The organism is Amycolatopsis orientalis (assembly GCF_000943515.2).
GTDB classification, from domain to species: Bacteria; Actinomycetota; Actinomycetes; order Mycobacteriales; family Pseudonocardiaceae; genus Amycolatopsis; species Amycolatopsis orientalis.
In genome coordinates this window covers 2,859,176-2,881,374 of record NZ_CP016174.1, presented here as the reverse complement: position 1 = coordinate 2,881,374, position 22,199 = coordinate 2,859,176, and the positions used below count along the sequence as shown (strand labels likewise).

Sequence of the window (22,199 nt, the reverse complement as noted above, 5' to 3'; positions counted from 1 at the left end):
GATTACTGGGCCGTCACTTCGAGGACGCGCTCGGCCAGCCGCTCCGAACCGCCGTCGAACCACTCGATGCGCTTGTCCCGCCGGAACCAGGAACGTTGCCTCCGCACGAACCTCCGGGTGGCCTGCGCGGTGGCCTCGGCGGCGGCACGTAAGTCGCCGTCGCCGTCGAGTGCGGCGATCACCTGCTGGTAGCCCAGCGCCCTCGACGCGGTGAGCCCGTCGCGGAGCCCTTGCCCCAGCAGAGTCCGGACTTCGTCGACGAGACCGGTTTCGAACATGATCTCCACGCGCCGGTCGACCCGGGCGTCGAGTTCGGCGGGTTCGCGGTCGACGCCGATCAGGACCGTGCCGTAGCGCGCGGGCCCCGGTTTCGGCAGGTTCGCCGAGAACGGTTCGCCGGTGATCGCGATGACCTCCAGCGCACGCACGATCCGACGGGTGTTGGTCGGCAGGATGGCCGTGGCGGCGACCGGGTCCAGTTCGGTGAGCCGGGCGTGCATCGCGGCGGCGCCGATCTCGTCGGCTTCGGCGGTCAGCCGGGCGCGGACGGCCGGATCGGTGCCCGGGAACTTGAGGTCGTCGAGCACCGCCTGCACGTAGAGCCCCGACCCGCCGGTGAGGATCGGCACCCGGCCGGCCGCGAGGAGCTTTTCGACGCATGCGCGCGCGTCGCGCTGGTACGCGGCCACGGACGCCGTCTCGGTGACGTCGAGGACGTCCAGCAGGTGATGCGGCACGCCTCGCCGCTCCTCGACGGTCGCCTTGGCCGTCCCGATGTCCATCCCGCGGTACAGCTGCAGCGCGTCGGCGTTGACCACCTCACCGCCGAGGGCGAGGGCGAGTTCGACGGCCAGCGCGGTCTTCCCGGTCGCCGTGGGCCCGACGACCGCGACCGGCCGGATCACGCGTGCTCCCAGACGGCGACGTGGTAGCCGACGCCGAACGGCGCGGCCGAGTAGAGGACCTCGGCGCTCCACTCGCCCTCGGCCGCCAGTCCGGCGAGGATCTGCCAGGGTGCCCGGCCGCCCGCCCCGAGTTCGGCGGCGAGGGCCGGGTCGAGCGCGGCCAGGGCGCCGGTGTCGGCCTTGGCCAGCGCGTCGCGGATCCCGGCGTCGAAGCCCTCCGCGCGGTCGTCCTCGCCACCGGGCGAACGCGGCCCGTGGCGGCTCGAACCGTCGCCGAGGACCAGCACCGCGGCGGGCTCCCCCAGCTCACGGCCGAGCAGAGCGCACTCGCCGGGCGGGGTCGCGGGATCGACGAGGCGGACCCGGACCGAGGACGCGTCCGCCTGTGCGCGCAGCCAGCCGGCCACGAGCGCGGGCAGCGGCAGTTCGGTTTCGGGGACGGTCACCCGGCTGAGTGAGACGCCGAGTTCGACGCCGAATCCCCGGAAGGAGCCACTCGCGTGCTCCGGAACCCCGGGCGCGCCGGCTGCCGCGCCGACCACGAGCCAGTCCGGCGAAGCGCTGGTCAGGCGCTGTACGGCTTGCAGACAGGCTTCGCGCAGCTCGGCGCACTCGTCCGCCGCTCCGGCGGCCAGTTCGGGGATGAGCAGCGGGGGTTGCGGGAGCACGGCGACACGGCGGATCACGGCCGCCGACGTTACCTTCCCGGCCCCGGCGGGCCCGCAACCGACCGACACGGAACGTCCACCGGAAGTAGGATCACTGCCCTCTGGTGGTCCATCCGGTTCCACGGTGGACGCTGAGCTGCTTGAATGCCGCAAGGGGTCGATACCCCGAAAGCAAGACGGCAACGCATTACCCGGCCCCGCCGCTAGGCGGGGCGCCCGCGCCAGCGGGCGTACAGGCGATAAGGAGCCTGCGATGGCCCAGGAGAACACGTCCACCGGTACCCCGGCTCCGCACCCGGTGCCGCACGCGCTCGGTGGCGGGCATCCCGCACCCCCGGTGCCGCCCGCCGAGCCCAGCCCGTCCGCTTGGGGCAGGGTCGACGACGAAGGCACGGTGTACGTCAACACGCCCGACGGCGAACGCGCGGTCGGTGTCTGGCAGGCCGGGAGCCCGGACGAGGGTCTGCTCCACTACGCGCGCCGGTTCGACGACCTGCGCACCGAGGTCGAGCTGCTCGAAACGCGGCTGGAATCCGGCGCGGGCGACCCGAAGCACGCGCTGGCGACGGCCACGCAGCTGCGCGACGGCCTCGCCGAAGCCGCCGTCGTCGGCGACATCGCCGCGCTGGGCGGGCGTATCGAGCAGGTCATCGCCCACGCCGAGAAGGCGCTGGCCTCGGCCAAGCAGGAACGCGAAGAGGCCCGCGCGGCCGCCGTCGTCCGCAAGCAGGCCCTCGCCGACGAAGCCGAGAAGCTCGCCGCCGAGTCGACCCAGTGGAAGGCCGCCGGCGATCGGCTGCGCGCGATCCTGGACGAGTGGAAGACCGTCAAGGGCGTCGACCGCAAGACCGACGACGAGTTGTGGAAGCGGTTCTCCAAGGCTCGCGAGGCGTTCAACCGGCGCCGCGGGTCGCATTTCGCCGAGCTGGACAAGCAGCGGGCCGGGGCCAAGCAGCGCAAGGAAGAGCTGATCGCCGAAGCCGAGGCGCTGTCGGAGTCCTCGGACTGGGGCGACACGGCGGGCCGCTACAAGGACCTGATGACCGAGTGGAAGGCCGCCGGTCGCGCGCCCAAGGACAGCGACGAAGCGCTCTGGCAGCGTTTCCGGGCCGCGCAGGACAAGTTCTTCGCGCGCCGGTCCTCGGTGTTCTCCGAGCGGGACGCCGAGTTCGCGACCAACGCGCAGCGGAAGGAAGAACTGCTCGTCGAGGCCGAGAAGATCGACCCCGCGTCGAACCTCGAAGCGGCGAAGCAGCATCTGCGCCGCATCCAGGAGCAGTGGGACGAGATCGGCAAGGTCCCGCGGGAGCGCATCCGTGAGCTGGACGGGCGCCTGAAGGCCGTGCAGGACGCGGTCAAGTCGGCCGAGGACAGCAAGTGGCGGCGGACCGACCCGGAGGCGCAGGCCAGGGCGGCGCAGTTCCGCGAGCGGGTCGAGCAGTTCGAGTCGCAGGCGGCGAAGGCCCGTGCGGCGGGCGACGAGCGGCGCGCGAAGAAGGCGGACGAGCAGGCCGCGCAGTGGCGTGAGTGGCTCGAGGCGGCGGAAGCGGCCATCGCGGACCGGTAAGCTTGGGCCGAGGCAGGCCAGGCCGGGCGCGGGCACTGCACGTGTCATGAGGGGTCCCCATAGGACGAATTTCGTCCTATGGGGACCCCTCATGACGTTTCGGAAGGGTCTCGGGACCGGAAACGGCAACGGGCGCGGTAATTCCACTGTGGAGGGACGTGTCGCTCGTTAGTGCGTATTCGAGCGCTCTCCGCGCTCAACCGTGCTCAACTTCGATCATGAACCAGACACTGATTCCCCCAGTCCGCCGGGCGCTCGCCGCCCTGGCGATCAGTTGCGCCCTGGTGGCCGGGCTCGCCCCGGCCGCATCGGCGATCGGTTCTCCGGCACCGGTCCCGGCTTCTCCCGAAATCAGCAAGAAGAAGGTCAAACTCGACGCCTCGCTCAGCAAGAAGCAGGCCAAGGTCAACGAAAACGTCGTCCTCAAGGGGACGTTGAAGGAGGAAGGCGCCCGCTCCGACGGAACGGACAGCCTCGAAGCGATCATCGTCCAGCAGCTTCAGGGCAGTGTCTGGGTGAACATCGCCGACACCACCTGCCGGCCCAACTCGACGTTCTCCCTGAGGCTCAGCTTCTCCTTCAGCGCGGTGATCACGCTGAGGGCCTACCACCCCGAGACGACGCTCTACGCGAGCGCGTACACGTCCAGCAACCTCACCTTGCGCGTCGGCTAGCTGCGCGAGAAGGCCGCGCGCATCCAGTACACGGCCAGCGCGACGGTGGCGATCCAGGCGACGATCAGGCCGAAGCCAGGACCGCCACCGGCCGCGCCGGTCGCGTGGGAGGACTGCTGCGACCAGATCGCGAGCAGGCCGTCGACCGAGGCGAACCAGCCGCCCGCGGCGCAGACCCAGGCCAGCCACCAGCGGCGGGTCACCAGCGCGACGGCGGAGGCGAGCACCCCGATCCCGGTGGAGGTCGCGGCGAACAGCTGCGGGATCCCGCCGCCGCGGCCCGCCAGCACCTCCCAGCCGGCGTGGTCACCGACCCAGGGCAGCAGCTGGGCGATCAGCAGCACGAACATCAGCACGGCGATGGAGAAGCCGCGCCTGCCCAGTTCGACCGTCTTGGCCGCGCGCTCGCCGACCTCGTCGATCTCGGCGGCGAGCTGGTCGATCTTCGGTTCGGTCACAGCGCACATCCGCTCACCGGTTCCGGCGTGACGGCCGGGGCACCGAAGCCCGGCAGGCCCAGCGTCACGCCGTTGGTCTTCGGCCGGAGCCCGGCCTCGGAGTTGTCGCCAGCCTTCGTCCGGCGGTGCGACAGCAGATCACCGTCCGCGACGAGGTGGTGCGGGGCACCGTAGGTCACGACGGTCTCGACGACGTCGCCCGGCCGGACGGCGCGGTCCACCAGCGGTCCCGCGGGCGTGAAGTGGACGAGCCTGCCGTCACGGGCGCGGCCGCTCATCCGGTGCGTCTCGGTGTCCTTGCGGCCCTCGCCGGAGGCGACCAGCAGCTCGACGCGGCGGCCGACGATCTTCTTGTTCTCTTCCCAGGAGATGTCGTTCTGCAGCTTCACGAGCCGTTCGTAGCGCTCCTGCACGACCTCCTTCGGCAGCTGCCCCTCCATCTCGGCCGCGGGCGTACCGGGCCGGATCGAGTACTGGAAGGTGAACGCGCTGGAGAACCGCGCCTGCGCGACGACGTCGAGCGTGGCCTGGAAGTCTTCCTCGGTCTCGCCGGGGAAGCCGACGATGATGTCCGTGGTGATCGCGGCCTCGGGCATCACTTCGCGCACGCGGTCGAGGATCTTGAGGTAACGCGCCGAACGATAGGACCGCTTCATCTCGCGCAGCACCCGGTCCGAGCCGGACTGCAGCGGCATGTGCAGCTGGTGGCAGACGTTCGGGGTCTCGGCCATCGCGTCGATGACGTCCTCGGTGAACGCCGCCGGATGCGGCGAGGTGAACCGGACCCGCTCCAGGCCCTCCACCGCCCCGCAGGCACGCAGCAGCTTTCCGAACGCGAGCCGGTCGCCGAATTCGACGCCGTAGGAGTTCACGTTCTGGCCGAGCAGGGTCACTTCGAGGACGCCCTCGGCGACGAGCGCCTCGACCTCGGCCAGGATCTCGCCGGGACGGCGGTCGCGTTCCTTGCCGCGCAACGCCGGGACGATGCAGAAGGTGCAGGTGTTGTTGCAGCCCACCGAAATCGACACCCAGCCCGCGTACGCGGACTCGCGCCGGGCCGGCAGCGTCGAGGGAAAGGTTTCGAGCGCTTCGAGGATCTCGACCTCGGCCTCGGCGTTGTGCCGCGCGCGTTCCAGCAGCGTCGGCAGCGAACCGATGTTGTGCGTGCCGAACACGACGTCGACCCAGGGCGCGCGTTTGACGATCTCGCCGCGGTCCTTCTGCGCGAGGCAACCGCCGACGGCGATCTGCATGTCCGGCTTCGCGGTCTTCTGCGGCCGGAGATGGCCGAGGGTGCCGTACAGCTTGTTGTCCGCGTTCTCCCGCACGGCGCAGGTGTTGAACACGATCAGGTCGGGTGTGGCCTCGCCGTCACCCGGAACGTAGCCGGCGTCCTCGAGCTGCCCGGCAAGACGTTCGGAGTCATGCACGTTCATCTGGCAGCCGAAGGTGCGGATCTGGTATGTGCGCGCGCTCATCTCGCCTTCGAGGGTACGCGGGCGGGGTTCCATGGCACGATCGACCCTCATGAGGAGACCGGGTGTGCTGGCGGCGGTGCTCGTCGTGGTCTGCGCCCTGGTCGCCGGGTGCGGGCCGGACCTGTCCGGGGCACACGTGCGGATCGCGGCGGGGCTCAACGGCGGCGTCTACGACAAGCTGGCCGAGGCGCTGGCCGACGCGTGGGCCGCGCAGCTCGGCGCCGAGCGGCCCGAGATCCAGGAGACCCAGGGCTCGCCGGACAACATCGGCCGGGTCCGCGCGGGCAAGGCCGACGTCGCCTTCGTGGCCGCCGACGTCGCCACCGAGAAGACCGCCGGGCTGGCCGCGCTGGCCCGGGTGCACGACGACTACCTGCACGTCGTCGTCCGGGCCGATTCCACGATCACCTCGTTCGCGCAGCTGCGAGGCCTCAAGGTCGCGATCGGCTCCCCCGACTCCGGCGTCGAGTTCCTGTCGAAACAGCTGCTCGAGGTGTCCGGGCTGACCGGCGCCGTCGACCGGCGCAACCTCGGGCTCACCGAGGCGCTCCCCGCGTTGGAGAACCGCCAGATCGACGCCGTCATCTGGTCCGGTGGCCTGCCGACGCCGTCGATCACGGAGCGCGCGAGCAGGGTCCGGCTGCTCGACATCACCGATCTCGCGGACGACCTGCGGGCGAGGAATCCGGTGTATCGCACGGCCACCATCCCGGTGACGGCCTATCACCTGCAGGCGCCGGTGACCACGCTCGTGCTGCCGAACTTCCTGGTCGTGCCGGACTCGATGCCGGACGACCTCGCGGAAGCGCTGGTCCGCGGGCTGTTCGACGCACGCGGTGAGCTGGTCAAGGCCGCCGGGGCGGCGTTGTCGATCGACGTCCACCCGGCCATCGAGACCTCCCCGCTGCCGCTGCATCCCGGCGCGCTGCGCTACTTCCGCTCGCTCAAGGACTGACGACAGGCAGCGTCACGGTCACTTCGAGCCCGCCACCCTCGGGTGAACCGAGCCGCAGCGAGCCGTCGGAGCGGACCATGATCTCGGTGACGATCGCCAGACCCAGCCCGGATCCGGGGACGTTCTGATGCGAGGTGCTGCGCCAGAACCGGTCCGCCGCCCGCTCGAGTTCGTCTTCGCGCAGGCCGGGCCCGTGGTCGCGGACGGCGATGTCGACCTTCCCGTCCGCCTCGGTGACGGTGACCCGCACCTCGGTCCCGGGCTCGGTGAACTTCAGCGCGTTGTCCAGCAGCGCGTCGAGCACCACTTCGAGCCCGCGCGCCGGGGTGAGCACCCGCAGCCCGCCGCCGAGTCCGGACGCGGTCAGCGAGATGTCCCGGGTCCGGCCGACCACCCTCCAGTCGGCGACCCGGGCACCCACCACCTCGTCGAGGGCGACCGGCACCAGTTCGCCGCCTGACGCCTCGGCGCGGGCCAGAGAGAGGAGTTCGTCGAGGATCTGGTTCAGCCGCCGCGCGTCCACGACGGCGGCTTCGAGGTCCGCGGCGGCGAGGTCGTCGTCGACGTGCCCGTCGAGGTTGCCGAGCCGGATCTTCAGCGCGGTCAACGGGTTCCGCAGCTGGTGGGAGGCATCGGCGACGAAGGCACGCTGCGCCGAGAGGGCCTCGTCGACGCTCGCGGCCATCCGGTCGAAGGACCGTTCGAGCTGCCGCAGTTCCGGCGGCCCGCCCGTCTCCCCCACCCGCTGTACCTCCCGGCCGCTGACCACGGCGGCGACCAGTTCCCCGGTCGCCTCATCCAGGCGGCGGACCGGGCGCAGGATCCAGCGCACCACCGGCACGGCGATGACCAGCGCGAACCCGAACGCCAGCACGGCGCCCGCCGCGATGAGCAGCCACCACCACAGCAGCTCGGTCCGCGCGCGTTCGGTCGAGGACAGGGTGATCACCGCGCCCCGCACCTCGCCGTCGATGAGGATCGGTTCCGCGAGCACCAGCGGCTCGGTGTTCCACGGCATCAGCAGCGGACCGGGTTCCGACCGCCGTCCGGCCAGTGCCGCCTGGATATGCGAGGAGATGGCGGCGTCCTTCAGGTTGATCCGGGCGGCCGCGCCGGGTCCGCCGCCGAGCGCGCTCACCACGGCCTCGCCGTCCTGGTCGACGATCACCACCGGGACGTTGTAGACCTCGGTGTAGCGGCGGAGTTCGTCCTCGATCAGGTCAGGCCGGTTCTCCACCAGCGGGCGCTGCGCCAGGGAAGCGAATCGGGAGGTGTCGGTGAGCCGGTCGAGGAAGAGGTCGAGCTGCACACTGGCCGCCACACTGAGCGCGAGCGGGATGCCGAGGCCGAAGACGAGCGCCGCGACCAGCGTCAGCACGATCGCCTGGAGCCGGACGCGCACCGGCTCAGCCCTCTTCCGCCGGGCCGTAGGCGCCGCCGAGGCGGTAGCCCACGCCGCGGACGGTCTCGATCATCGCGGGCCTGCCCAGTTTGGTGCGCAGGGTGGCGACGTGGACGTCGAGCGAACGGCTCTCCGCGGGACCGCGGTGTCCCCAGACCTCACTAAGCACGTGGTCACGGGCGCAGACCGCACCGCGCGCGGAGACCACCAGCGCGAGCACCTGGAACTCCTTGCGGGACAACGAAACCGGCTGCCCGTCGACCTGGACCTCATGCCGCCCGATATCGACCGAGACATCACCCGCCCGGATGACCCCGGCCGGTTCGGAGGCGGCCGGGCGCTCGCCCCGGCGACGGCGCACGGCCTCGACCCTGGCGACGAGTTCGTCGACGTCGTAGGGCTTCACCAGGTAGTCGTCGGCGCCGGACCGCAGGCCCTGGATCCGGTCGTCGACCTCTCCCCTCGCCGAGACGACGATGACCGCGACGTCGCTGACCGCGCGGATCCGGCGGCACAGCACGATCCCGTCGACGTCGGGAAGCCCCAGGTCGAGCAGGACGACGTCGACCTCGTGCACCAGGTCGAGCACCCCGGCGCCGGAGGCAAGGCGTTTGATCGTCAGGCCACGCCGGGTCAGCGCGGGCGTCAAGGCCCCCGCGACCCGGTCGTCGTCCTCCACCAGCAGTACCCGCACCCGTGTTTCCCTTTCACGCCATCCCCGCACCGCGACGACTGGAAGAACGACTCTATGGGGTGAGTCACCTCCCGCGCTGCCCGTACCGCTGGGCCGTCCGGCCCAGTGAGTGACCTGCCGCACGCGGTAACGGTCACGATGCGTCACAGATCTTGTGTGACCCCGCTTACGGGACACCCCCGCCTTGTCTAGGCTGATCAGCGCCGGACGGGCGTGACCGGGGCCGTCCGGTGGCTTGAGAACGATACGGACTTGAAACCCTAAGTATTGGTCAAGCCGCCTTTACAAGCGGTCCGACGGGAGTAGGTTTCCGCCATCGCGTGGTGCCTGACCCCGCAGTCCCCTGCAAACGAACGCTCCTGGAGGCCAGATGACCGCGGAGGTGGCGGCGCCGATGATCAAGGCGGCCGCCGTGAACAAGTACTTCGGCGACCTGCACGTGCTCAAGGAGATCAACCTCGAGGTGCCGCGTGGGCAGGTCGTGGTCGTGCTCGGGCCGTCCGGGTCTGGCAAGTCGACGCTGTGTCGCGCGATCAACCGGCTGGAGCCCATCAACTCCGGCGAGATCGCCGTGGACGGCGTCCCGTTGCCCGCCGAAGGCAAGGCCCTGGCGGCGCTGCGGGCCGACGTCGGCATGGTGTTCCAGTCCTTCAACCTGTTCGCGCACAAGACGATCGTCGAGAACGTCATGCTCGCGCCGATGAAGGTCCGCAAGGTCAACTCGGCCGAAGCCCGCAAGACCGCGATGGACCTGCTCGAACGGGTCGGCATCGCCAACCAGGCCGACAAGTACCCCGCGCAGCTTTCCGGCGGGCAGCAGCAGCGTGTGGCGATCGCCCGCGCGCTGGCGATGCGCCCCAAGGTGATGCTGTTCGACGAGCCGACCTCGGCACTGGACCCGGAGATGGTCCAGGAGGTCCTCGACGTGATGACGACGCTCGCGAAGGACGGGATGACGATGCTCGTCGTCACCCACGAGATGGGCTTCGCGCGGCGTGCGGCGAACCGGGTGGTGTTCATGTCCGACGGCGAGATCGTCGAGGACTCCACCCCGGACGAGTTCTTCACCAAGCCCAAGACCGACCGGGCGAAGGACTTCCTCGGCAAGATCCTTACCCACTAAGGACTTCCCCGCCGGCCGGTATGGCTGGACAAGATTCGGAAGGAAACTGAGAAGAATGCGGTTGAACCGAGTTCTGCGAATGAGCGCGGCCGTCGTGGCGGCCGGTCTCGCCCTCTCCGCCTGTGGTGGCGGCGGGTCGGACGCCGGCAGCGGCTCCAGCGGCGCCAAGAACGTGGTGGCGAAGGCCAAGAACGACAAGAAGCTGACCATCGGCATCAAGTTCGACCAGCCGGGTCTCGGCCAGAAGCAGGCCGATGGCACCTACGCCGGGTTCGACGTCGACGTGGCGAAGTACATCGCCAAGGAGCTCGGCGTCGAGGAGTCGGCGATCACCTGGAAGGAAGCGCAGTCCGCGCAGCGTGAGGACCTGATCAAGAAGGGCGAGGTCGACTTCATCGTCGCCACCTACTCGATCACCGACAAGCGCAAGAACGAGGTCTCCTTCGCGGGCCCGTACTTCATCGCGCACCAGGACCTGCTGGTCCAGGCCGAGAACACCGACATCACCGGCCCGGAGTCGCTGACCGGCAACAAGAAGCTCTGCTCGGTCAAGGGTTCGACCCCGGCGCAGAACGTCAAGGAAAAGTACGCCAAGGCAGTTCAGCTGCAGGAAGTCGGCAAGTACACCGACTGCGTCACCTCGCTGCTCAACAAGACCGTCGACGCGATGACCACCGATGATGTGATCCTCGCCGGCTACGCCGCGCAGCAGCCCGGCAAGCTGAAGCTGGTCGGCAAGGGCTTCACCGACGAGAAGTACGGCGTTGGCCTGAAGAAGGACGACACCGAGAGCGTCACCGCGATCAACAACGCGATCAAGAAGATGCAGCAGGACGGCGCGTGGAAGGCCGCTCTGGAGAAGAACGTTGGTCCGTCGGGCTACAAGATCCCGGAGCCCCCGGCCATCTCCTGACACCCGGCTCACTGAGCCGCTGAACTGAAGGAATCGAACGGTGCGCCGTGTACCGCGGCGCACCGTTCCCATACCGAGGCTGGGTTGAGCACCTTGTTCGATTTCCTCGACAATCCCAATTACGACTTGCTCGGCGCCTTCTGGATGACGATCAAGCTCACCTTCTTCTCCGCGATCGGCTCCCTGATCTGGGGCACCATCCTGGTGGGGATGCGGGTGAGCCCGGTTCCGATCATGCGGGCGTTCGGCACCGCCTACGTCAACATCTTCCGGAACACCCCGCTGACCGTCATCATCGTCTTCACGTCGCTGGGCATGTTCTCCACGCTAGGGATCAACCTGGCCTCGTCGGAATCGACGACGTCGTTGGACGACAACTTCTTCCGGCTCGCGATCCTCGGTTTTATCGCCTACACCGCGACGTTCGTCTGTGAATCGCTGCGGTCGGGTATCAACACCGTCCCCGTCGGCCAGGCGGAAGCCGCCCGTGCGCTGGGGCTCGGCTTCGTCCAGGTGCTGACGCTGATCGTCCTGCCGCAGGCGTTCCGGTCGGTGATCGCACCGCTGGCGAACGTCATGATCGCCCTGCTGAAGAACACCACGGTCGCGTCGATCATCGGCGTGGCGGAGGCATCGTTGCTGATGTCGGAGATGGTGGAGAACGAGTCCGACTCGCTGCTCCTGGTCTTCCTCCTCTTCGCCGTCGGGTTCGTCATCCTGGTCCTCCCCCTCGGCCTGCTGCTGGGCTGGGTCGCCAAGAAGGTCGAGGTCAAGCGATGAGCGCACAGACCGTTCTCTATGACATCCCCGGCCCCAAGGCGCGGGCGCGAAACTGGCTCTACAGTGTCCTTTTCGTGCTCGTCCTGGCACTGGTCGTCTACTTCATCTACGCGGGTTTCGACGAGAAGGGACAGTGGGCAGGCGCGCTCTGGAAGCCCTTCGTCGACGGTACGACGTGGACACAGTTCCTGCTCCCCGGTCTGCTCAACACCCTGAAGGCCGCGGCGCTTTCGATCGTGATCGCGCTGCCGATCGGCGCCCTGCTGGGCATCGGCCGGCTGTCGGAGCACAAGTGGATCCGGGTCCCGGTCGGCGCGATCGTCGAGTTCTTCCGGGCGATCCCCGTGCTGCTGCTGATGGTGTTCGCCGCGGCGTTCTACGCGTACTACACCGGCATCGACTCCGAGATCCGCCCGCTGTTCGCCGCGGTGACCGGTCTGGTGCTCTACAACGGGTCGGTCATGGCCGAGGTCTTCCGCGCGGGCATTCTTTCGCTGCCCAAGGGCCAGGGCGAGGCCGCGTCCGCGCTGGGCATGCGCAAGACCCAGATCATGCTGACCGTCCTGCTTCCGCAGGCCGTCACGCTGATGCTGCCCGCGCTGGTGAGCCAGCTCGTGGTCATCCTCAAGGACACCGCGCTGGCCGGTCAGCTGACCATCGGCTTCGACGAACTGATCCGTGCCTCCGGACCGCTCACCGGTCTCTACGGCAACACGATCCCGACGCTGATCGTCATCGCGATCATCTTCATCGTGCTGAACCTGCTCCTGTCGTGGTTTGCGAGCTGGCTGGAGAACAAGCTGGCGCGGCGGAAGAAGGCACCCAAGGGCGCCAAGCCGGTGCACTCCGCACCGTCCAGCGTCGTCATGCAGCGCGACGACGCGAGCGGCGGGGCGCTGTAGCTCCGTAAGTACCTGTAGGTCCCCTTCCTTACACTGGAGGCACAGGAAGGGGACCTACAGGTACTCCGGGATACGGCCTATTAGTCGTTCCGCGCCATCCCCGCGCACCGACCTGGTGTTCCCGTTTCACTTCGGTCTCCCGGCCGTGAGTGTTCCGATGACACCGTTCCTCGGCGTGGTCTTCGGGCTTACCCTGTACAACGGCTCGGTACTCGCGGTCTTCCGCGCAGGTGTCCAGGCCCTGCCGAAGGGCCAGGCGGAGGCGGCATACGCCCTGGGCATGTGCAAAACCCAGGCGATGTTCACTATCCTGCTATCGCAGGCGATCCGGGTGGTGCTGCCGACGATCATCAGCCAGATGCTGGTACTACTGAAGGACACCGCGCTGGGCTTCATCCTCACGTTTCAGGAACTGCTGTAATACGCGCGCTACATCGGCACGCAGTGAGTTCGGCCAGCCGATCGTGCCGTCGACACTGGTCGCGGCCGGTATCTACATCTGCCTGTGCCTGCTGCTACCAGCGCCGGCGGCATATCTAGAGAAGTGCAACCGGCGCAGGAGGAAGTACAGAGACCTGACCAACAACAAAGCTGAGGAGGCCGGACTCGGAGCAGCCGCTGTCTGACCTGCCTTAAGCTTCCGCAGAGGGTCCACTCGATCATGATCGAGTGGACCCTCGTTTCGAGCGTTGAAAATTGTCGCGTTGTCCATTACCACGCAACTGCACCGGTCAGATTAGACTCTTACCAGCAAACCCACCACTGACCTCCTCAGCACATCGAACAGTCGCCTGCAATTGCCAATGGCATGCAGGTCGCGAAGCAGGATCTATCGACAAACCTACCTCGGCCGCAGATTGAGGTGCCGCATATCCCTACCCTGAAATGGCTCGAAGTGGCAGATGTATTCGACATAGTTACCACTCGCCACGTTCTCCCTACCAACATTTAGACAGATGCCAATAGTTGAAAAATATCCGCCATTAACAGTTCCCGGCATAAGGTAATCCAGCTTGGGGCCAGCCATTACTGCAGCCGACCCCGCTTCACCAGCAAGCGCCGACCCATTTGATATCGTCAACACGGTTACAGTTGCAACTATCGCAACTGTAACCCTTCTAAATGCGTGAAGCATAATTAATCACCCTCTCGATTCCCGGACTGACACAAGTCTCAACCAGCCTCAAGACTCCCAAAGAAATGAAATGCGAATGAGAAATATTCGACGCCCAGCCCCCTTTACCTGTCCGACCAAGGAAGCCTAACACGTGCCATCTTGACGACATAAGCATCCGATCGTGTGATCCCAAAATACTGTTCAGGTCAAGAATCCAGTGTTCTCCATAGCTAAACAACGAATAGCAGATCACGACACCAATTCAGACCACCTATTCGAAATAAATGATCGTCGCTTCACCGATTACCGCAGAACGGTTGCTATCCCACAACTCGTCGCCAGCGTGCTAGTTAGCCATTGGGCCGTGGGACCAGGTGCGCAACTCGCCGCCCTCTGCAGCCGAGGCTTCGAGCTGGCGTCAGCCACCAGGAACAGTCAGTCTCCCGCCAATCTCGGGGAAGCGCCCTTCGTCGGGAGCCGACAAGGAGTCATCACGCACCATGATGCGCCAGTCGGGCGTGTTGGCGAGACGCAAGGTCGGCTAGCGTCGGCCGTATGGCGGACCAGGCCACGACGCTGCTCGAAGCGCTGCCGGACCTGGCGGGCAGGTCGGTCCTGGTCGTCGGATGCGGCGATGGCCGCTATCCCCGGCTGTTCCGCGCCCAAGGCGCCCGCCGGGTCGTCGGGGTCGACGCGGATCAGACGCTGATCGCGGTCGCGCAGCGCGAAGAAGAACGGGATCCCGCCGGGATCTCGTACGAGGTCCATCACCTCGACCGGTTGCCGGTGATGGGAATCTTCGACATCGTCCTGGCCTTCCTGGACTCCCCCGACCCTCTCGGCCGCATCGCCGCGAGCCTGGTGGCGGGCGGACTGCTCGTGGTCGTCGCCACGAACGGCCTCACCTTGGAGGAAGGCTTGCGGCGCAACGGTTTCCAGGACATCGTGCTGCATCGCCACGAACACGGCGACGTGCACAGCGCCCGCAAAGGCGCCTGAGTCGCGCACCCTGGTGTCGAGCCAGGCTGGCCGGGGCTATGAATCCCGGCCGGTCACCGGACCGTGCGCGTCTGGCGGTGTGGACCACACGGACCCCACACCGCCGCACCGGAACGACGGAACAGGTTTCCCCGCCGTGCCGGGGAATTTGGCCTGGAACACAGTCCGGCACGCATCGCGCACCGGACTGCTTGGTTCCAGAAATCAGGGTCACCGAAAAGAAAAGCCGCCCGGTTCGGTTTCCCGAAGGGCGGCTCCTTGGTCGACGTCGTGCTAGGACGACGGCGGGGAGCCGTGTTTCTCTTCCATACCAAGGGGCATGGCGTAACAGCGTCGCGTCATGTGTCCTCCTTGGCCGGTGTGCGACAAGTATGCGACGGCCCGGTGAGCGTGGGCAAACGATTAAAAGCCTCGTGAGTGGTAATGACGGTTAGAACCATCATTACCACTCACGAGGCTTGGACTACTGGTCCCGCCGGAAGAGCTTGTTCCCCAGCCACACGATGGGGTCGTACTTCCGGTCCGCGACGCGTTCCTTCATCGGGATGAGCGCGTTGTCGGTGATGTGGATGCCCTCCGGGCACACGTCCGAGCAGCATTTGGTGATGTTGCAGTAGCCGAGCCCGTGCTCCTCCTGCGCCGCGTCCCGCCGGTCGGCGACGTCGAGGGGATGCATCTCCAGTTCGGCGATGCGCATGAGGTACCGGGGCCCGGCGAAGGCATCCTTGTTCTCCTCATGGTCGCGCACCACGTGGCAGGTGTTCTGGCACAGGAAGCATTCGATGCACTTGCGGAACTCCTGCGAGCGCTCGACGTCGACCTGCTGCATCCGGTACTCCCCCGGCTTCAGCTCCGGGGGCGGCGTGAACGACGGGATCTCCCGCGCCTTGGTGTAGTTGAACGACACGTCGGTCACCAGGTCGCGGATCACCGGGAACGTCCGCATCGGCGTCACGGTGATGACCTCGTCCTCGGTGAAGGTCGACATCCGGGTCATGCACAGCAGCCGCGGTTTGCCGTTGATCTCCGCCGAGCACGAACCGCATTTGCCCGCCTTGCAGTTCCACCGCACCGCCAGATCCGAGGCCTGAGTGGCCTGCAGGCGGTGGATGATGTCGAGGACGACCTCGCCCTCGTTGACCTCGACGCTGTAGTCCTTCAGCTCACCCGAGTCGGCGTCGCCGCGCCAGACCCGGAAACTCGCCTTGTAGCTCATGCCGGGCTCCCGGGGTGCGAGGCCAGTTCTTCGTCGGTGTAGTACTTGCCCAGCTCGGACAGTTCGAACAGCTCCAGCAGGTCCTGTCGCAAGGGGATCTGCGTCTTGACCGTGACCCCGATGTCCGGCACCACCGGATTGTCGCCGGGGGTGGCCGAGCAGACGAGGAGTTTGTTGCGCCACTGGGGATCCATCCCCGGGTGGTCGTCACGTGTGTGCCCGCCCCGGCTTTCGGTCCTGGTGAGCGCCGCCCGCGCGACACACTCACTGACCATCAGCATGTTCCGCAGGTCGACGGCGAGATGCCAGCCGGGGTTGAACTGCCGGTGTCCCTCGACGGTGACCCGCTTGATCCGCTCGCGCAGTTCCCCGAGCTTCTCCAGTGCCCGCTCGATCTCCTCGGCCTTGCGGATGATGCCGACCAGGTCGTTCATCGACTGCTGCAGTTCGGTGTGCAGGCTGTACGGGTTCTCCTCGACGCCGTCACCCGGCGGGTCGAACGGCGCGAGCGCCATCGCCGCGGCAGCGTCCACATCGGACTGGCTGACCTTCGGACGCTCCTTCAGCTCCGCGACGTAGGACGCGGCGCCGAGCCCCGCGCGGCGGCCGAAGACGAGCAGGTCCGAAAGCGAGTTCCCGCCGAGCCGGTTCGACCCGTGCATCCCGCCGGAGCATTCACCGGCGGCGAACAGGCCCGGCACACTCGACGACGCCGTGTCCGGGTCGACCTCGATCCCGCCCATCACGTAGTGACAGGTCGGGCCGACCTCCATCGGCTCCTTGGTGATGTCGACGTCGGCGAGTTCCTTGAACTGGTGATACATCGACGGCAGCCGTTTGCGGATCTCCTCCGCGGGCAGCCTGCTGGCGATGTCGAGGAAGACCCCGCCGTGCGGCGATCCCCGGCCCGCCTTGACCTCGGAGTTGATCGCCCGCGCCACCTCGTCGCGCGGCAGCAGATCCGGCGTGCGGCGGTTCTTTTCCTGGTCGGTGTACCAGCGGTCGGCCTCTTCCTCGCTGTCCGCGTACTGCCCCTTGAACACGTCGGGGACGTACTCGAACATGAACCGCTTGTCCTCGGTGTTCTTGAGGACCCCGCCGTCACCACGGACGCCTTCGGTGACCAGGATCCCCTTCACACTCGGCGGCCAGACCATGCCCGTCGGGTGGAACTGGACGAACTCCATGTTGATGAGTGTCGCCCCGGCCCGCAGCGCCAGCGCGTGCCCGTCACCGGTGTACTCCCACGAATTCGAGGTGACCTTGAACGACTTCCCGATACCGCCGGTCGCCAGCACCACCGCCGGCGACTCGAACAGAATGAACCGGCCGCTCTCGCGCCAATACCCGAAGGCGCCGGAGATCCGGCCGTCGTCGGTCAGCAGTTCGGTGATCGTGCATTCGGCGAAGACCTTGATCCGCGCCTCGTAGTCGCCGGTCTCCTTGAAGTCCTCTTGTTGCAGCGAAACGATTTTCTGCTGCATCGTGCGGATCAGTTCGAGCCCGGTGCGGTCGCCGACGTGCGCGAGCCGCGGGTAGGTGTGCCCGCCGAAGTTGCGCTGGCTGATCCGGCCGTCCTTCGTCCGGTCGAACAGCGCCCCGTAGGTCTCCAGTTCCCAGACCCGGTCCGGTGCCTCCTTGGCGTGCAGTTCGGCCATCCGCCAGTTGTTGAGGAACTTCCCGCCGCGCATGGTGTCGCGGAAGTGGACCTGCCAGTTGTCGTTGGAGTTGGCGTTGCCCATCGACGCCGCGCAACCGCCTTCGGCCATCACCGTATGCGCCTTGCCGAACAGCGATTTGCACACCACCGCGACACTGAAGCCGCGTTCGCGCGCCTCGATGACCGCGCGGAGCCCGGCGCCGCCGGCACCGATCACCACGACGTCGTAGTTGAGCCGTTCGACCTCGGTCATAGAAAAAGCCACCTCAAAGCTGGACGCCGTTGTCGGGGACGGGGGATTCCCGTGCCGCTAGTTGATGAACCGCAGATCCGAGATCGCCCCGCTGGCCACGAGCATCACGTAGAGGTCGGTCAGCACGAGCGTGCCGAGCGTCGTCCACGCGAGCGCCATATGCCGGGTGTTGAGCTTCGTGATCTGCGTCCAGATCCAGTAGCGGACCGGATGTTTCGAGAAGTGCTTCAACCTGCCGCCGGTCACGTGACGGCACGAGTGGCACGACAACGTGTAGGCCCACAACAGGATCACGTTGCCGAGCAGCACGATGTTGCCGAGCCCGAAGCCGAAACCGCCGGTCTTGCCGTGGAACGCGGTGATCGCGTCGTAGGTGTTGACCAGCGAGACGACCACGGCCACGTAGAAGAAGTAGCGGTGGGCGTTCTGGATGATCAACGGCAGGCGGGTCTCCCCGGTGTACTTGGCGTGCGGTTCGGCGACCGCGCACGCGGGCGGCGAGAACCAGACCGCGCGGTAGTACGCCTTGCGGTAGTAGTAGCAGGTCAGCCGGAAGCCCAGCAGGAACGGCAGGACGAGGAAGCCGAGCGGGATGAAGCCCGGCAGCTCGCCGAACCAGGCCCCGAAATGCCGGGAGCCTTCGACGCAGGATTCCGAGACACAGGGCGAATAGAACGGCGTCAGGTAGTGGTATTCGGGCACCCAGTAGGCGGTGCGGACGAAGGACCTGATCGTCGCGTAGACGATGAAGGCGGAGAGGCCGAGGACGGTCAGCAGCGGGGAGAGCCACCACCGGTCGGTGCGCAGCGTTTTTTCGGCGATCCGGGCCCGCGACGGTGCGCGGACCCCCGTACCCCGTCCGGCCTCGTTGCCGGCGGGGGCGCTCACAGCTGGTCGCGCTTGTAGCCGCCGACGCCCTCGTCATCGGCGCCGTGCCAGAGCGCCGGGTCGTACGGCGTATCGGGTACCTGGACACGATCGGCGGCCTTCGCCTGCGCGGGCACCGCGATCGGGGTCGTGTCGAGGTCCGTCGCGTCGATGTCGAGCCGCTCGACGTCGTTCACCAGGCGCCGTACCGCCGATGCGTCGCCGTATCGGGACCGCAGCGCGCCGACGCACTGCCTCAGCTGACCGATGGCTCGCCGAAGCTCGGCGATCTCTGTGGTGGACATCGGTACCTCCCGATGGTCGGTTCGGTTGGCCGCTTGAGCCTTCGAAGGCAAGCGATCCTCGCCACCTCGACTCTGCCGCGCGTTGTGCAATGTGACAAGTAGCACAGTAGAACCTAGGGGCGTGACGGAGGTCACGCGAGTCGATCTTCTGTATCGATTTTGATTCGCGCTTTCCCCCGAGGTACTGTGGCCACTGTCACGACCCAGCGACGTCAGCGTTGCCGTCCCGCGGACCACCACGACCAGTGATCCGGAGCCGGACATGAGCACCGCCCCGAACGTCCACCCCATCATCGCCGAAGTCACCGAACGCGTCGCCGCCCGCAGCGCCGAAACCCGCGCCGCGTACCTCGAGCGTGTCGCCGCCGCCCACGAAGAAGGTCCGGTGCGGCGCGGCCTCGACTGCAGCAACCTCGCCCACGGCTTCGCCGCGATGGAGGGTGTCGACAAAGCGGCACTGCGCGCCGCGCGGGCGCCGGGCGTCGCGATCGTCTCCTCCTACAACGACATGCTTTCGGCGCACCAGCCGATGCAGGAGTACCCCGCCATGCTGAAAGGGTCGGTCCGCCAGGCGGGCGGGGTGGCCCAGTTCGCCGGCGGCGTGCCCGCGATGTGCGACGGCGTCACCCAGGGCCGTCCGGGGATGGAACTGTCGCTGTTCAGCCGCGAGGTGATCGCGATGTCGACCGCGATCGCGCTGTCCCACGACATGTTCGACGCGGCGCTGCTGCTCGGCGTCTGCGACAAGATCGTGCCGGGTCTGCTGATCGGCGCGCTGTCCTTCGGGCACCTCCCGGCGATCCTGGTGCCGGCCGGGCCGATGAACTCCGGCCTGCCGAACAAGGAGAAGGCGCGTGTGCGCCAGCTGTACGCCGAGGGCAAGGCGACCCGCGAAGACCTCCTGGACGCCGAAGCGGCTTCGTACCACTCGGCGGGCACCTGCACCTTCTACGGCACGGCCAACTCGAACCAGATGGTCGTCGAGGTGATGGGCCTGCACCTGCCGGGCGCGAGCTTCGTACAGCCGAACTCGCCGCTGCGGCGGGTGCTCACCGAAGAGGCCGGGCGCCGCGTCGTGCGGCTCTCGCGCGGCGAGGAGTACACGCCGGTCTCGCGGGTGATCGACGAGAAGGCCGTCGTCAACGGCGTCATCGCGCTGCTCGCCACGGGCGGCTCGACCAACCACACGATGCACCTCGTCGCCATCGCCGCCGCCGCGGGCATCCAGCTGACCTGGGACGACTTCTCCGACCTGTCGTCGGTGATCCCGCTGCTGGCCCGCGTGTACCCGAACGGCAGCGCGGACATCAACCACTTCCACGCCGCCGGTGGCATCCAGTTCCTGGTCGGCACGCTGCTCGACGCGGGCCTGCTGCACGAGGACGTCCAGACCGTCGTCGGACCGGGCCTGCACCGCTACCGGCAGGAGCCGATCCTGTCCGAGGGCGAACTGGTCTGGCGCGACGTGCCGACGCGCAGCCTCGACGAAGACGTCCTGCGCCCGGCGTGGCGGCCGTTCGCCGCCGACGGCGGGCTGCGGATGGTCGCGGGCAACCTCGGCCGTGCGGTGATCAAGGTGTCCGCGGTGGCGCCCGAACACCGCGTCGTCCAGGCCCCGGCGCGGGTGTTCACCGACCAGAAGTCGTTCAAGGACGCTTTCGAGGCGGGCGAGCTGGACCGGGACGTCGTCGTGGTCATCCGCCAGCAGGGCCCGCAGGCCAACGGGATGCCCGAACTGCACGGGCTCACCCCGGCACTGGGCGTGCTGATGGACCGCGGCCACCAGGTGGCGCTGCTCACCGACGGCCGGATGTCCGGCGCCTCCGGCAAGATCCCCGCCGCGATCCAGGTGACCCCGGAAGCCGCCGTGGGCGGCCCGATCGCGCGGATCGCCGACGGCGACGTCGTCCGGCTCGACGCGAAGGCCGGGACGCTGGACGTGTTCGTGGGTGACGAAGAACTCGCCCGTCGTGAACTGGTGGACTCCCCGCCTTCGGAGGCATCCTGGACCGGCACCGGCCGGGAGCTGTTCGCGGCGCTGCGCCGCGCGGTCGGACCCGCCGATCAGGGCGCGAGCGTTTTCGGACCGCTCACGCCGGAACACTTCGGCGCTCCGGCGCACACGTTGACCCCTGTGGAGGTAACCCAGTGACCACCGGCGCGGACCTGCTCGGCCTGTCCCCCGTGATGCCCGTCGTCGTGCTCGACGACGCCGACGACGCGGTACCCACCGCACGGGCCCTGCTCGCGGGCGGGATCGGCGTGATCGAGCTGACCCTGCGCACCCCGGCGGCACTCGCCTCCATCGAGCGGATCGCCGCGGAGGTCCCGGAGATCGTGATCGGCGCCGGGACGGTCACCGCTCCGGAGCATGCCAAGCAGGCCGCCGACGCCGGCGCGAAGTTCCTGGTGACCCCGGGCTGCACGGACTCGGTCCTGGACGCTGCGTTCGACACCGGCCTGCCGTTCCTGCCGGGCGCGAGCACCGTTTCGGAGGCGATGCGGCTGGCCGAACGAGGGCTGACGGCGCTGAAGTTCTTCCCCGCCGAGGCCAGCGGCGGCGTGGCGTACCTGAAGTCGATCGGCGGTCCGCTGCCCGGGTTGCGCTTCTGCCCGACCGGCGGCATCACTGTGAAGACCGCGCCGGACTACCTCGCACTGTCCAATGTGGGCTGTATCGGCGGTTCCTGGCTGACGCCGAAGGATGCCTTGGCGGCCAAGGACTTCGGGAAGATCGAGGCTTTCGCCGCGGCGGCGTCGAAGCTCTGATCCTTCCGGTGAGGGCCACTCGGGCGACGGGTGGCCCTCACTGCTTTCCGAGCGGGAGCTGGTACTGGATGAATCCCCGGTTCACCGCGACCCGGTCGTACAGGCGGCGCGCGGTGACGTTGGATTCCTTGGTGTGCCAGTAAACCCTCTCGCATCCGCGGGTACGGGCCCAGTCCGCGACCGCCTCGATCAGCGCCCGTGCGACCCCTTTGCCGCGGGCTTGCGGTGCGGTGAACAGGTCCTGCAGGTAACAGACGTCGGTGAGCGCGGAAGTGCTGGGATGCACCAGGAAGTGCGTGATCCCGACGAGTTCGCCGCCCAGGTGGGCGCCGAGCGCGTGCATCCGCTCCCCTGTCCGGAATTCACGCCAGGCACGGTCGTAGACCTCCTGGGGCGAAACGCGTTCGTAGAAGGCGATGTACGCGCGGAACAGGTTTTCCCAGGCTTCGCGGTCTTCGGATTCGAGTGGGGCGATGGTGATCATGTGGTCCTCC

22 protein-coding genes are annotated in these 22,199 nt (G+C 67.9%); 11 read left to right on the top strand and 11 right to left on the bottom strand.

All coding sequences use genetic code 11. The features are described from left to right. Positions 1 to 2: 2 nt before the first annotated feature. A complete protein-coding gene (gene miaA / locus SD37_RS12795) occupies positions 3 to 905 on the bottom strand; it encodes a tRNA (adenosine(37)-N6)-dimethylallyltransferase MiaA (RefSeq protein ID WP_174567833.1) in 903 nt (300 codons plus the stop codon). Then, complete coding sequence (locus SD37_RS12790; protein ID WP_044854228.1) at positions 902 to 1,591, bottom strand: class III extradiol dioxygenase subunit B-like domain-containing protein; 690 nt, start codon at positions 1,589 to 1,591, stop codon at positions 902 to 904. Before SD37_RS12790 ends, miaA begins: the two co-directional genes overlap by 4 nt. 235 nt (positions 1,592 to 1,826) lie before the next feature. On the opposite strand from SD37_RS12790, the gene SD37_RS12785 reads away from it, so the two are divergent. Together SD37_RS12785 and SD37_RS12780 are read left to right on the top strand one after the other, a co-directional pair. Further along, the gene (locus SD37_RS12785; protein ID WP_037304196.1) at positions 1,827 to 3,140 is read left to right on the top strand and encodes a DUF349 domain-containing protein; all 1,314 of its coding nucleotides are present in this window, start codon (positions 1,827 to 1,829) and stop codon (positions 3,138 to 3,140) included. Between the two features lie 218 nt (positions 3,141 to 3,358). Further along, entirely contained in the window at positions 3,359 to 3,814 is a 456-nt protein-coding gene (locus SD37_RS12780) for a hypothetical protein (protein WP_044854227.1), read from the top strand. On the opposite strand, the gene SD37_RS12775 is transcribed toward SD37_RS12780, so the two are convergent. Further along, positions 3,811 to 4,281 (bottom strand): Rv2732c family membrane protein, encoded by a 471-nt coding sequence (locus SD37_RS12775; protein ID WP_037304198.1) that lies wholly within the window; start codon positions 4,279 to 4,281, stop codon positions 3,811 to 3,813. The two genes, SD37_RS12780 and SD37_RS12775, sit on opposite strands and share 4 nt — an antisense overlap. Continuing rightward, the gene (gene miaB, locus SD37_RS12770; protein WP_173426345.1) at positions 4,269 to 5,783 is read right to left on the bottom strand and encodes a tRNA (N6-isopentenyl adenosine(37)-C2)-methylthiotransferase MiaB; all 1,515 of its coding nucleotides are present in this window, start codon (positions 5,781 to 5,783) and stop codon (positions 4,269 to 4,271) included. Before miaB ends, SD37_RS12775 begins: the two co-directional genes overlap by 13 nt. Positions 5,784 to 5,799: 16 nt before the next feature. Here miaB and SD37_RS12765 point away from each other — a divergent pair, with 16 nt between their 5' ends. Further along, positions 5,800 to 6,705, top strand: coding sequence for a TAXI family TRAP transporter solute-binding subunit (locus SD37_RS12765; protein WP_145926624.1), 906 nt, complete (start codon positions 5,800 to 5,802; stop codon positions 6,703 to 6,705). Here SD37_RS12765 and SD37_RS12760 read toward each other — a convergent pair. Together SD37_RS12760 and SD37_RS12755 are read right to left on the bottom strand one after the other, a co-directional pair. Beyond that, positions 6,695 to 8,107 carry a sensor histidine kinase gene (locus tag SD37_RS12760; RefSeq protein WP_044854225.1) on the bottom strand — a complete coding sequence of 471 codons (1,413 nt, stop codon included), beginning with the start codon at positions 8,105 to 8,107 and terminating at the stop codon, positions 6,695 to 6,697. The genes SD37_RS12765 and SD37_RS12760 overlap by 11 nt on opposite strands. 4 nt (positions 8,108 to 8,111) lie before the next feature. Then, positions 8,112 to 8,801 carry a response regulator transcription factor gene (locus tag SD37_RS12755; RefSeq protein WP_037304205.1) on the bottom strand — a complete coding sequence of 230 codons (690 nt, stop codon included), beginning with the start codon at positions 8,799 to 8,801 and terminating at the stop codon, positions 8,112 to 8,114. 394 nt (positions 8,802 to 9,195) lie between these two features. Between SD37_RS12755 and SD37_RS12750 the strand changes: the two genes are divergently transcribed. The 6 genes from SD37_RS12750 to SD37_RS12725 all read left to right on the top strand — a co-directional run bounded on the left by SD37_RS12750 (position 9,196) and on the right by SD37_RS12725 (position 14,635). Continuing rightward, positions 9,196 to 9,924 (top strand): amino acid ABC transporter ATP-binding protein, encoded by a 729-nt coding sequence (locus SD37_RS12750; protein ID WP_173426348.1) that lies wholly within the window; start codon positions 9,196 to 9,198, stop codon positions 9,922 to 9,924. A 55-nt stretch (positions 9,925 to 9,979) separates the two neighbouring features. Continuing rightward, a complete protein-coding gene (locus SD37_RS12745; RefSeq protein ID WP_044854224.1) occupies positions 9,980 to 10,837 on the top strand; it encodes a glutamate ABC transporter substrate-binding protein in 858 nt (285 codons plus the stop codon). 84 nt (positions 10,838 to 10,921) lie between these two features. Then, entirely contained in the window at positions 10,922 to 11,617 is a 696-nt protein-coding gene (locus tag SD37_RS12740) for an amino acid ABC transporter permease (protein WP_201788881.1), read from the top strand. After that, entirely contained in the window at positions 11,614 to 12,519 is a 906-nt protein-coding gene (locus SD37_RS12735) for an amino acid ABC transporter permease (RefSeq protein ID WP_044854223.1), read from the top strand. The genes SD37_RS12740 and SD37_RS12735 overlap by 4 nt, the downstream gene beginning before the upstream one ends. 157 nt (positions 12,520 to 12,676) lie before the next feature. Beyond that, on the top strand, positions 12,677 to 12,940 hold the full coding sequence (locus SD37_RS44290; RefSeq protein WP_418189809.1) for an ABC transporter permease subunit: 264 nt from the start codon (positions 12,677 to 12,679) through the stop codon (positions 12,938 to 12,940). Between the two features lie 1,251 nt (positions 12,941 to 14,191). Beyond that, complete coding sequence (locus tag SD37_RS12725; RefSeq protein WP_044854222.1) at positions 14,192 to 14,635, top strand: class I SAM-dependent methyltransferase; 444 nt, start codon at positions 14,192 to 14,194, stop codon at positions 14,633 to 14,635. 463 nt (positions 14,636 to 15,098) lie between these two features. On the opposite strand, the gene SD37_RS12720 is transcribed toward SD37_RS12725, so the two are convergent. The 4 genes from SD37_RS12720 to SD37_RS12705 are packed head-to-tail and all read right to left on the bottom strand — an operon-like array spanning position 15,099 to position 18,936. Further along, positions 15,099 to 15,851: a succinate dehydrogenase/fumarate reductase iron-sulfur subunit gene (locus tag SD37_RS12720; RefSeq protein ID WP_044854221.1), complete on the bottom strand. Its 753-nt coding sequence runs from the start codon at positions 15,849 to 15,851 to the stop codon at positions 15,099 to 15,101. Then, on the bottom strand, positions 15,848 to 17,764 hold the full coding sequence (locus SD37_RS12715; RefSeq protein ID WP_044854220.1) for a fumarate reductase/succinate dehydrogenase flavoprotein subunit: 1,917 nt from the start codon (positions 17,762 to 17,764) through the stop codon (positions 15,848 to 15,850). The genes SD37_RS12720 and SD37_RS12715 overlap by 4 nt, the downstream gene beginning before the upstream one ends. Positions 17,765 to 17,821: 57 nt before the next feature. Then, positions 17,822 to 18,652 (bottom strand): hypothetical protein, encoded by an 831-nt coding sequence (locus SD37_RS12710; RefSeq protein WP_065912816.1) that lies wholly within the window; start codon positions 18,650 to 18,652, stop codon positions 17,822 to 17,824. Beyond that, the gene (locus SD37_RS12705) at positions 18,649 to 18,936 is read right to left on the bottom strand and encodes a hypothetical protein (RefSeq protein ID WP_044854218.1); all 288 of its coding nucleotides are present in this window, start codon (positions 18,934 to 18,936) and stop codon (positions 18,649 to 18,651) included. The genes SD37_RS12710 and SD37_RS12705 overlap by 4 nt, the downstream gene beginning before the upstream one ends. 262 nt (positions 18,937 to 19,198) lie before the next feature. Here SD37_RS12705 and edd point away from each other — a divergent pair, with 262 nt between their 5' ends. Together edd and eda are read left to right on the top strand one after the other, a co-directional pair. Then, on the top strand, positions 19,199 to 21,088 hold the full coding sequence (gene edd / locus SD37_RS12700) for a phosphogluconate dehydratase (RefSeq protein WP_044854217.1): 1,890 nt from the start codon (positions 19,199 to 19,201) through the stop codon (positions 21,086 to 21,088). Further along, entirely contained in the window at positions 21,085 to 21,705 is a 621-nt protein-coding gene (gene eda, locus SD37_RS12695) for a bifunctional 4-hydroxy-2-oxoglutarate aldolase/2-dehydro-3-deoxy-phosphogluconate aldolase (RefSeq protein ID WP_044854216.1), read from the top strand. The genes edd and eda overlap by 4 nt, the downstream gene beginning before the upstream one ends. A gap of 37 nt (positions 21,706 to 21,742) precedes the next feature. Here eda and SD37_RS12690 read toward each other — a convergent pair whose 3' ends face one another. Beyond that, a complete protein-coding gene (locus tag SD37_RS12690; protein ID WP_044854215.1) occupies positions 21,743 to 22,189 on the bottom strand; it encodes a GNAT family N-acetyltransferase in 447 nt (148 codons plus the stop codon). Positions 22,190 to 22,199: the final 10 nt, after the last annotated feature.

Bases quoted from the DNA above. Each gene is read 5' to 3' on its own strand.
- SD37_RS12785 (WP_037304196.1), top strand. From the start codon at position 1,827: ATGGCCCAGGAGAACACGTCCACCGGTACCCCGGCTCCGCACCCGGTG.
- SD37_RS12780 (WP_044854227.1), top strand. From the start codon at position 3,359: ATGAACCAGACACTGATTCCCCCAGTCCGCCGGGCGCTCGCCGCCCTG.
- SD37_RS12775 (WP_037304198.1), bottom strand. From the start codon at position 4,281: ATGTGCGCTGTGACCGAACCGAAGATCGACCAGCTCGCCGCCGAGATC.
- miaB (WP_173426345.1), bottom strand. From the start codon at position 5,783: ATGGAACCCCGCCCGCGTACCCTCGAAGGCGAGATGAGCGCGCGCACA.
- SD37_RS12765 (WP_145926624.1), top strand. From the start codon at position 5,800: ATGAGGAGACCGGGTGTGCTGGCGGCGGTGCTCGTCGTGGTCTGCGCC.
- SD37_RS12750 (WP_173426348.1), top strand. From the start codon at position 9,196: ATGATCAAGGCGGCCGCCGTGAACAAGTACTTCGGCGACCTGCACGTG.
- SD37_RS12745 (WP_044854224.1), top strand. From the start codon at position 9,980: ATGCGGTTGAACCGAGTTCTGCGAATGAGCGCGGCCGTCGTGGCGGCC.
- SD37_RS12735 (WP_044854223.1), top strand. From the start codon at position 11,614: ATGAGCGCACAGACCGTTCTCTATGACATCCCCGGCCCCAAGGCGCGG.
- SD37_RS44290 (WP_418189809.1), top strand. From the start codon at position 12,677: ATGACACCGTTCCTCGGCGTGGTCTTCGGGCTTACCCTGTACAACGGC.
- SD37_RS12725 (WP_044854222.1), top strand. From the start codon at position 14,192: ATGGCGGACCAGGCCACGACGCTGCTCGAAGCGCTGCCGGACCTGGCG.
- SD37_RS12720 (WP_044854221.1), bottom strand. From the start codon at position 15,851: ATGAGCTACAAGGCGAGTTTCCGGGTCTGGCGCGGCGACGCCGACTCG.
- SD37_RS12715 (WP_044854220.1), bottom strand. From the start codon at position 17,764: ATGACCGAGGTCGAACGGCTCAACTACGACGTCGTGGTGATCGGTGCC.
- SD37_RS12705 (WP_044854218.1), bottom strand. From the start codon at position 18,936: ATGTCCACCACAGAGATCGCCGAGCTTCGGCGAGCCATCGGTCAGCTG.
- edd (WP_044854217.1), top strand. From the start codon at position 19,199: ATGAGCACCGCCCCGAACGTCCACCCCATCATCGCCGAAGTCACCGAA.
- SD37_RS12690 (WP_044854215.1), bottom strand. From the start codon at position 22,189: ATGATCACCATCGCCCCACTCGAATCCGAAGACCGCGAAGCCTGGGAA.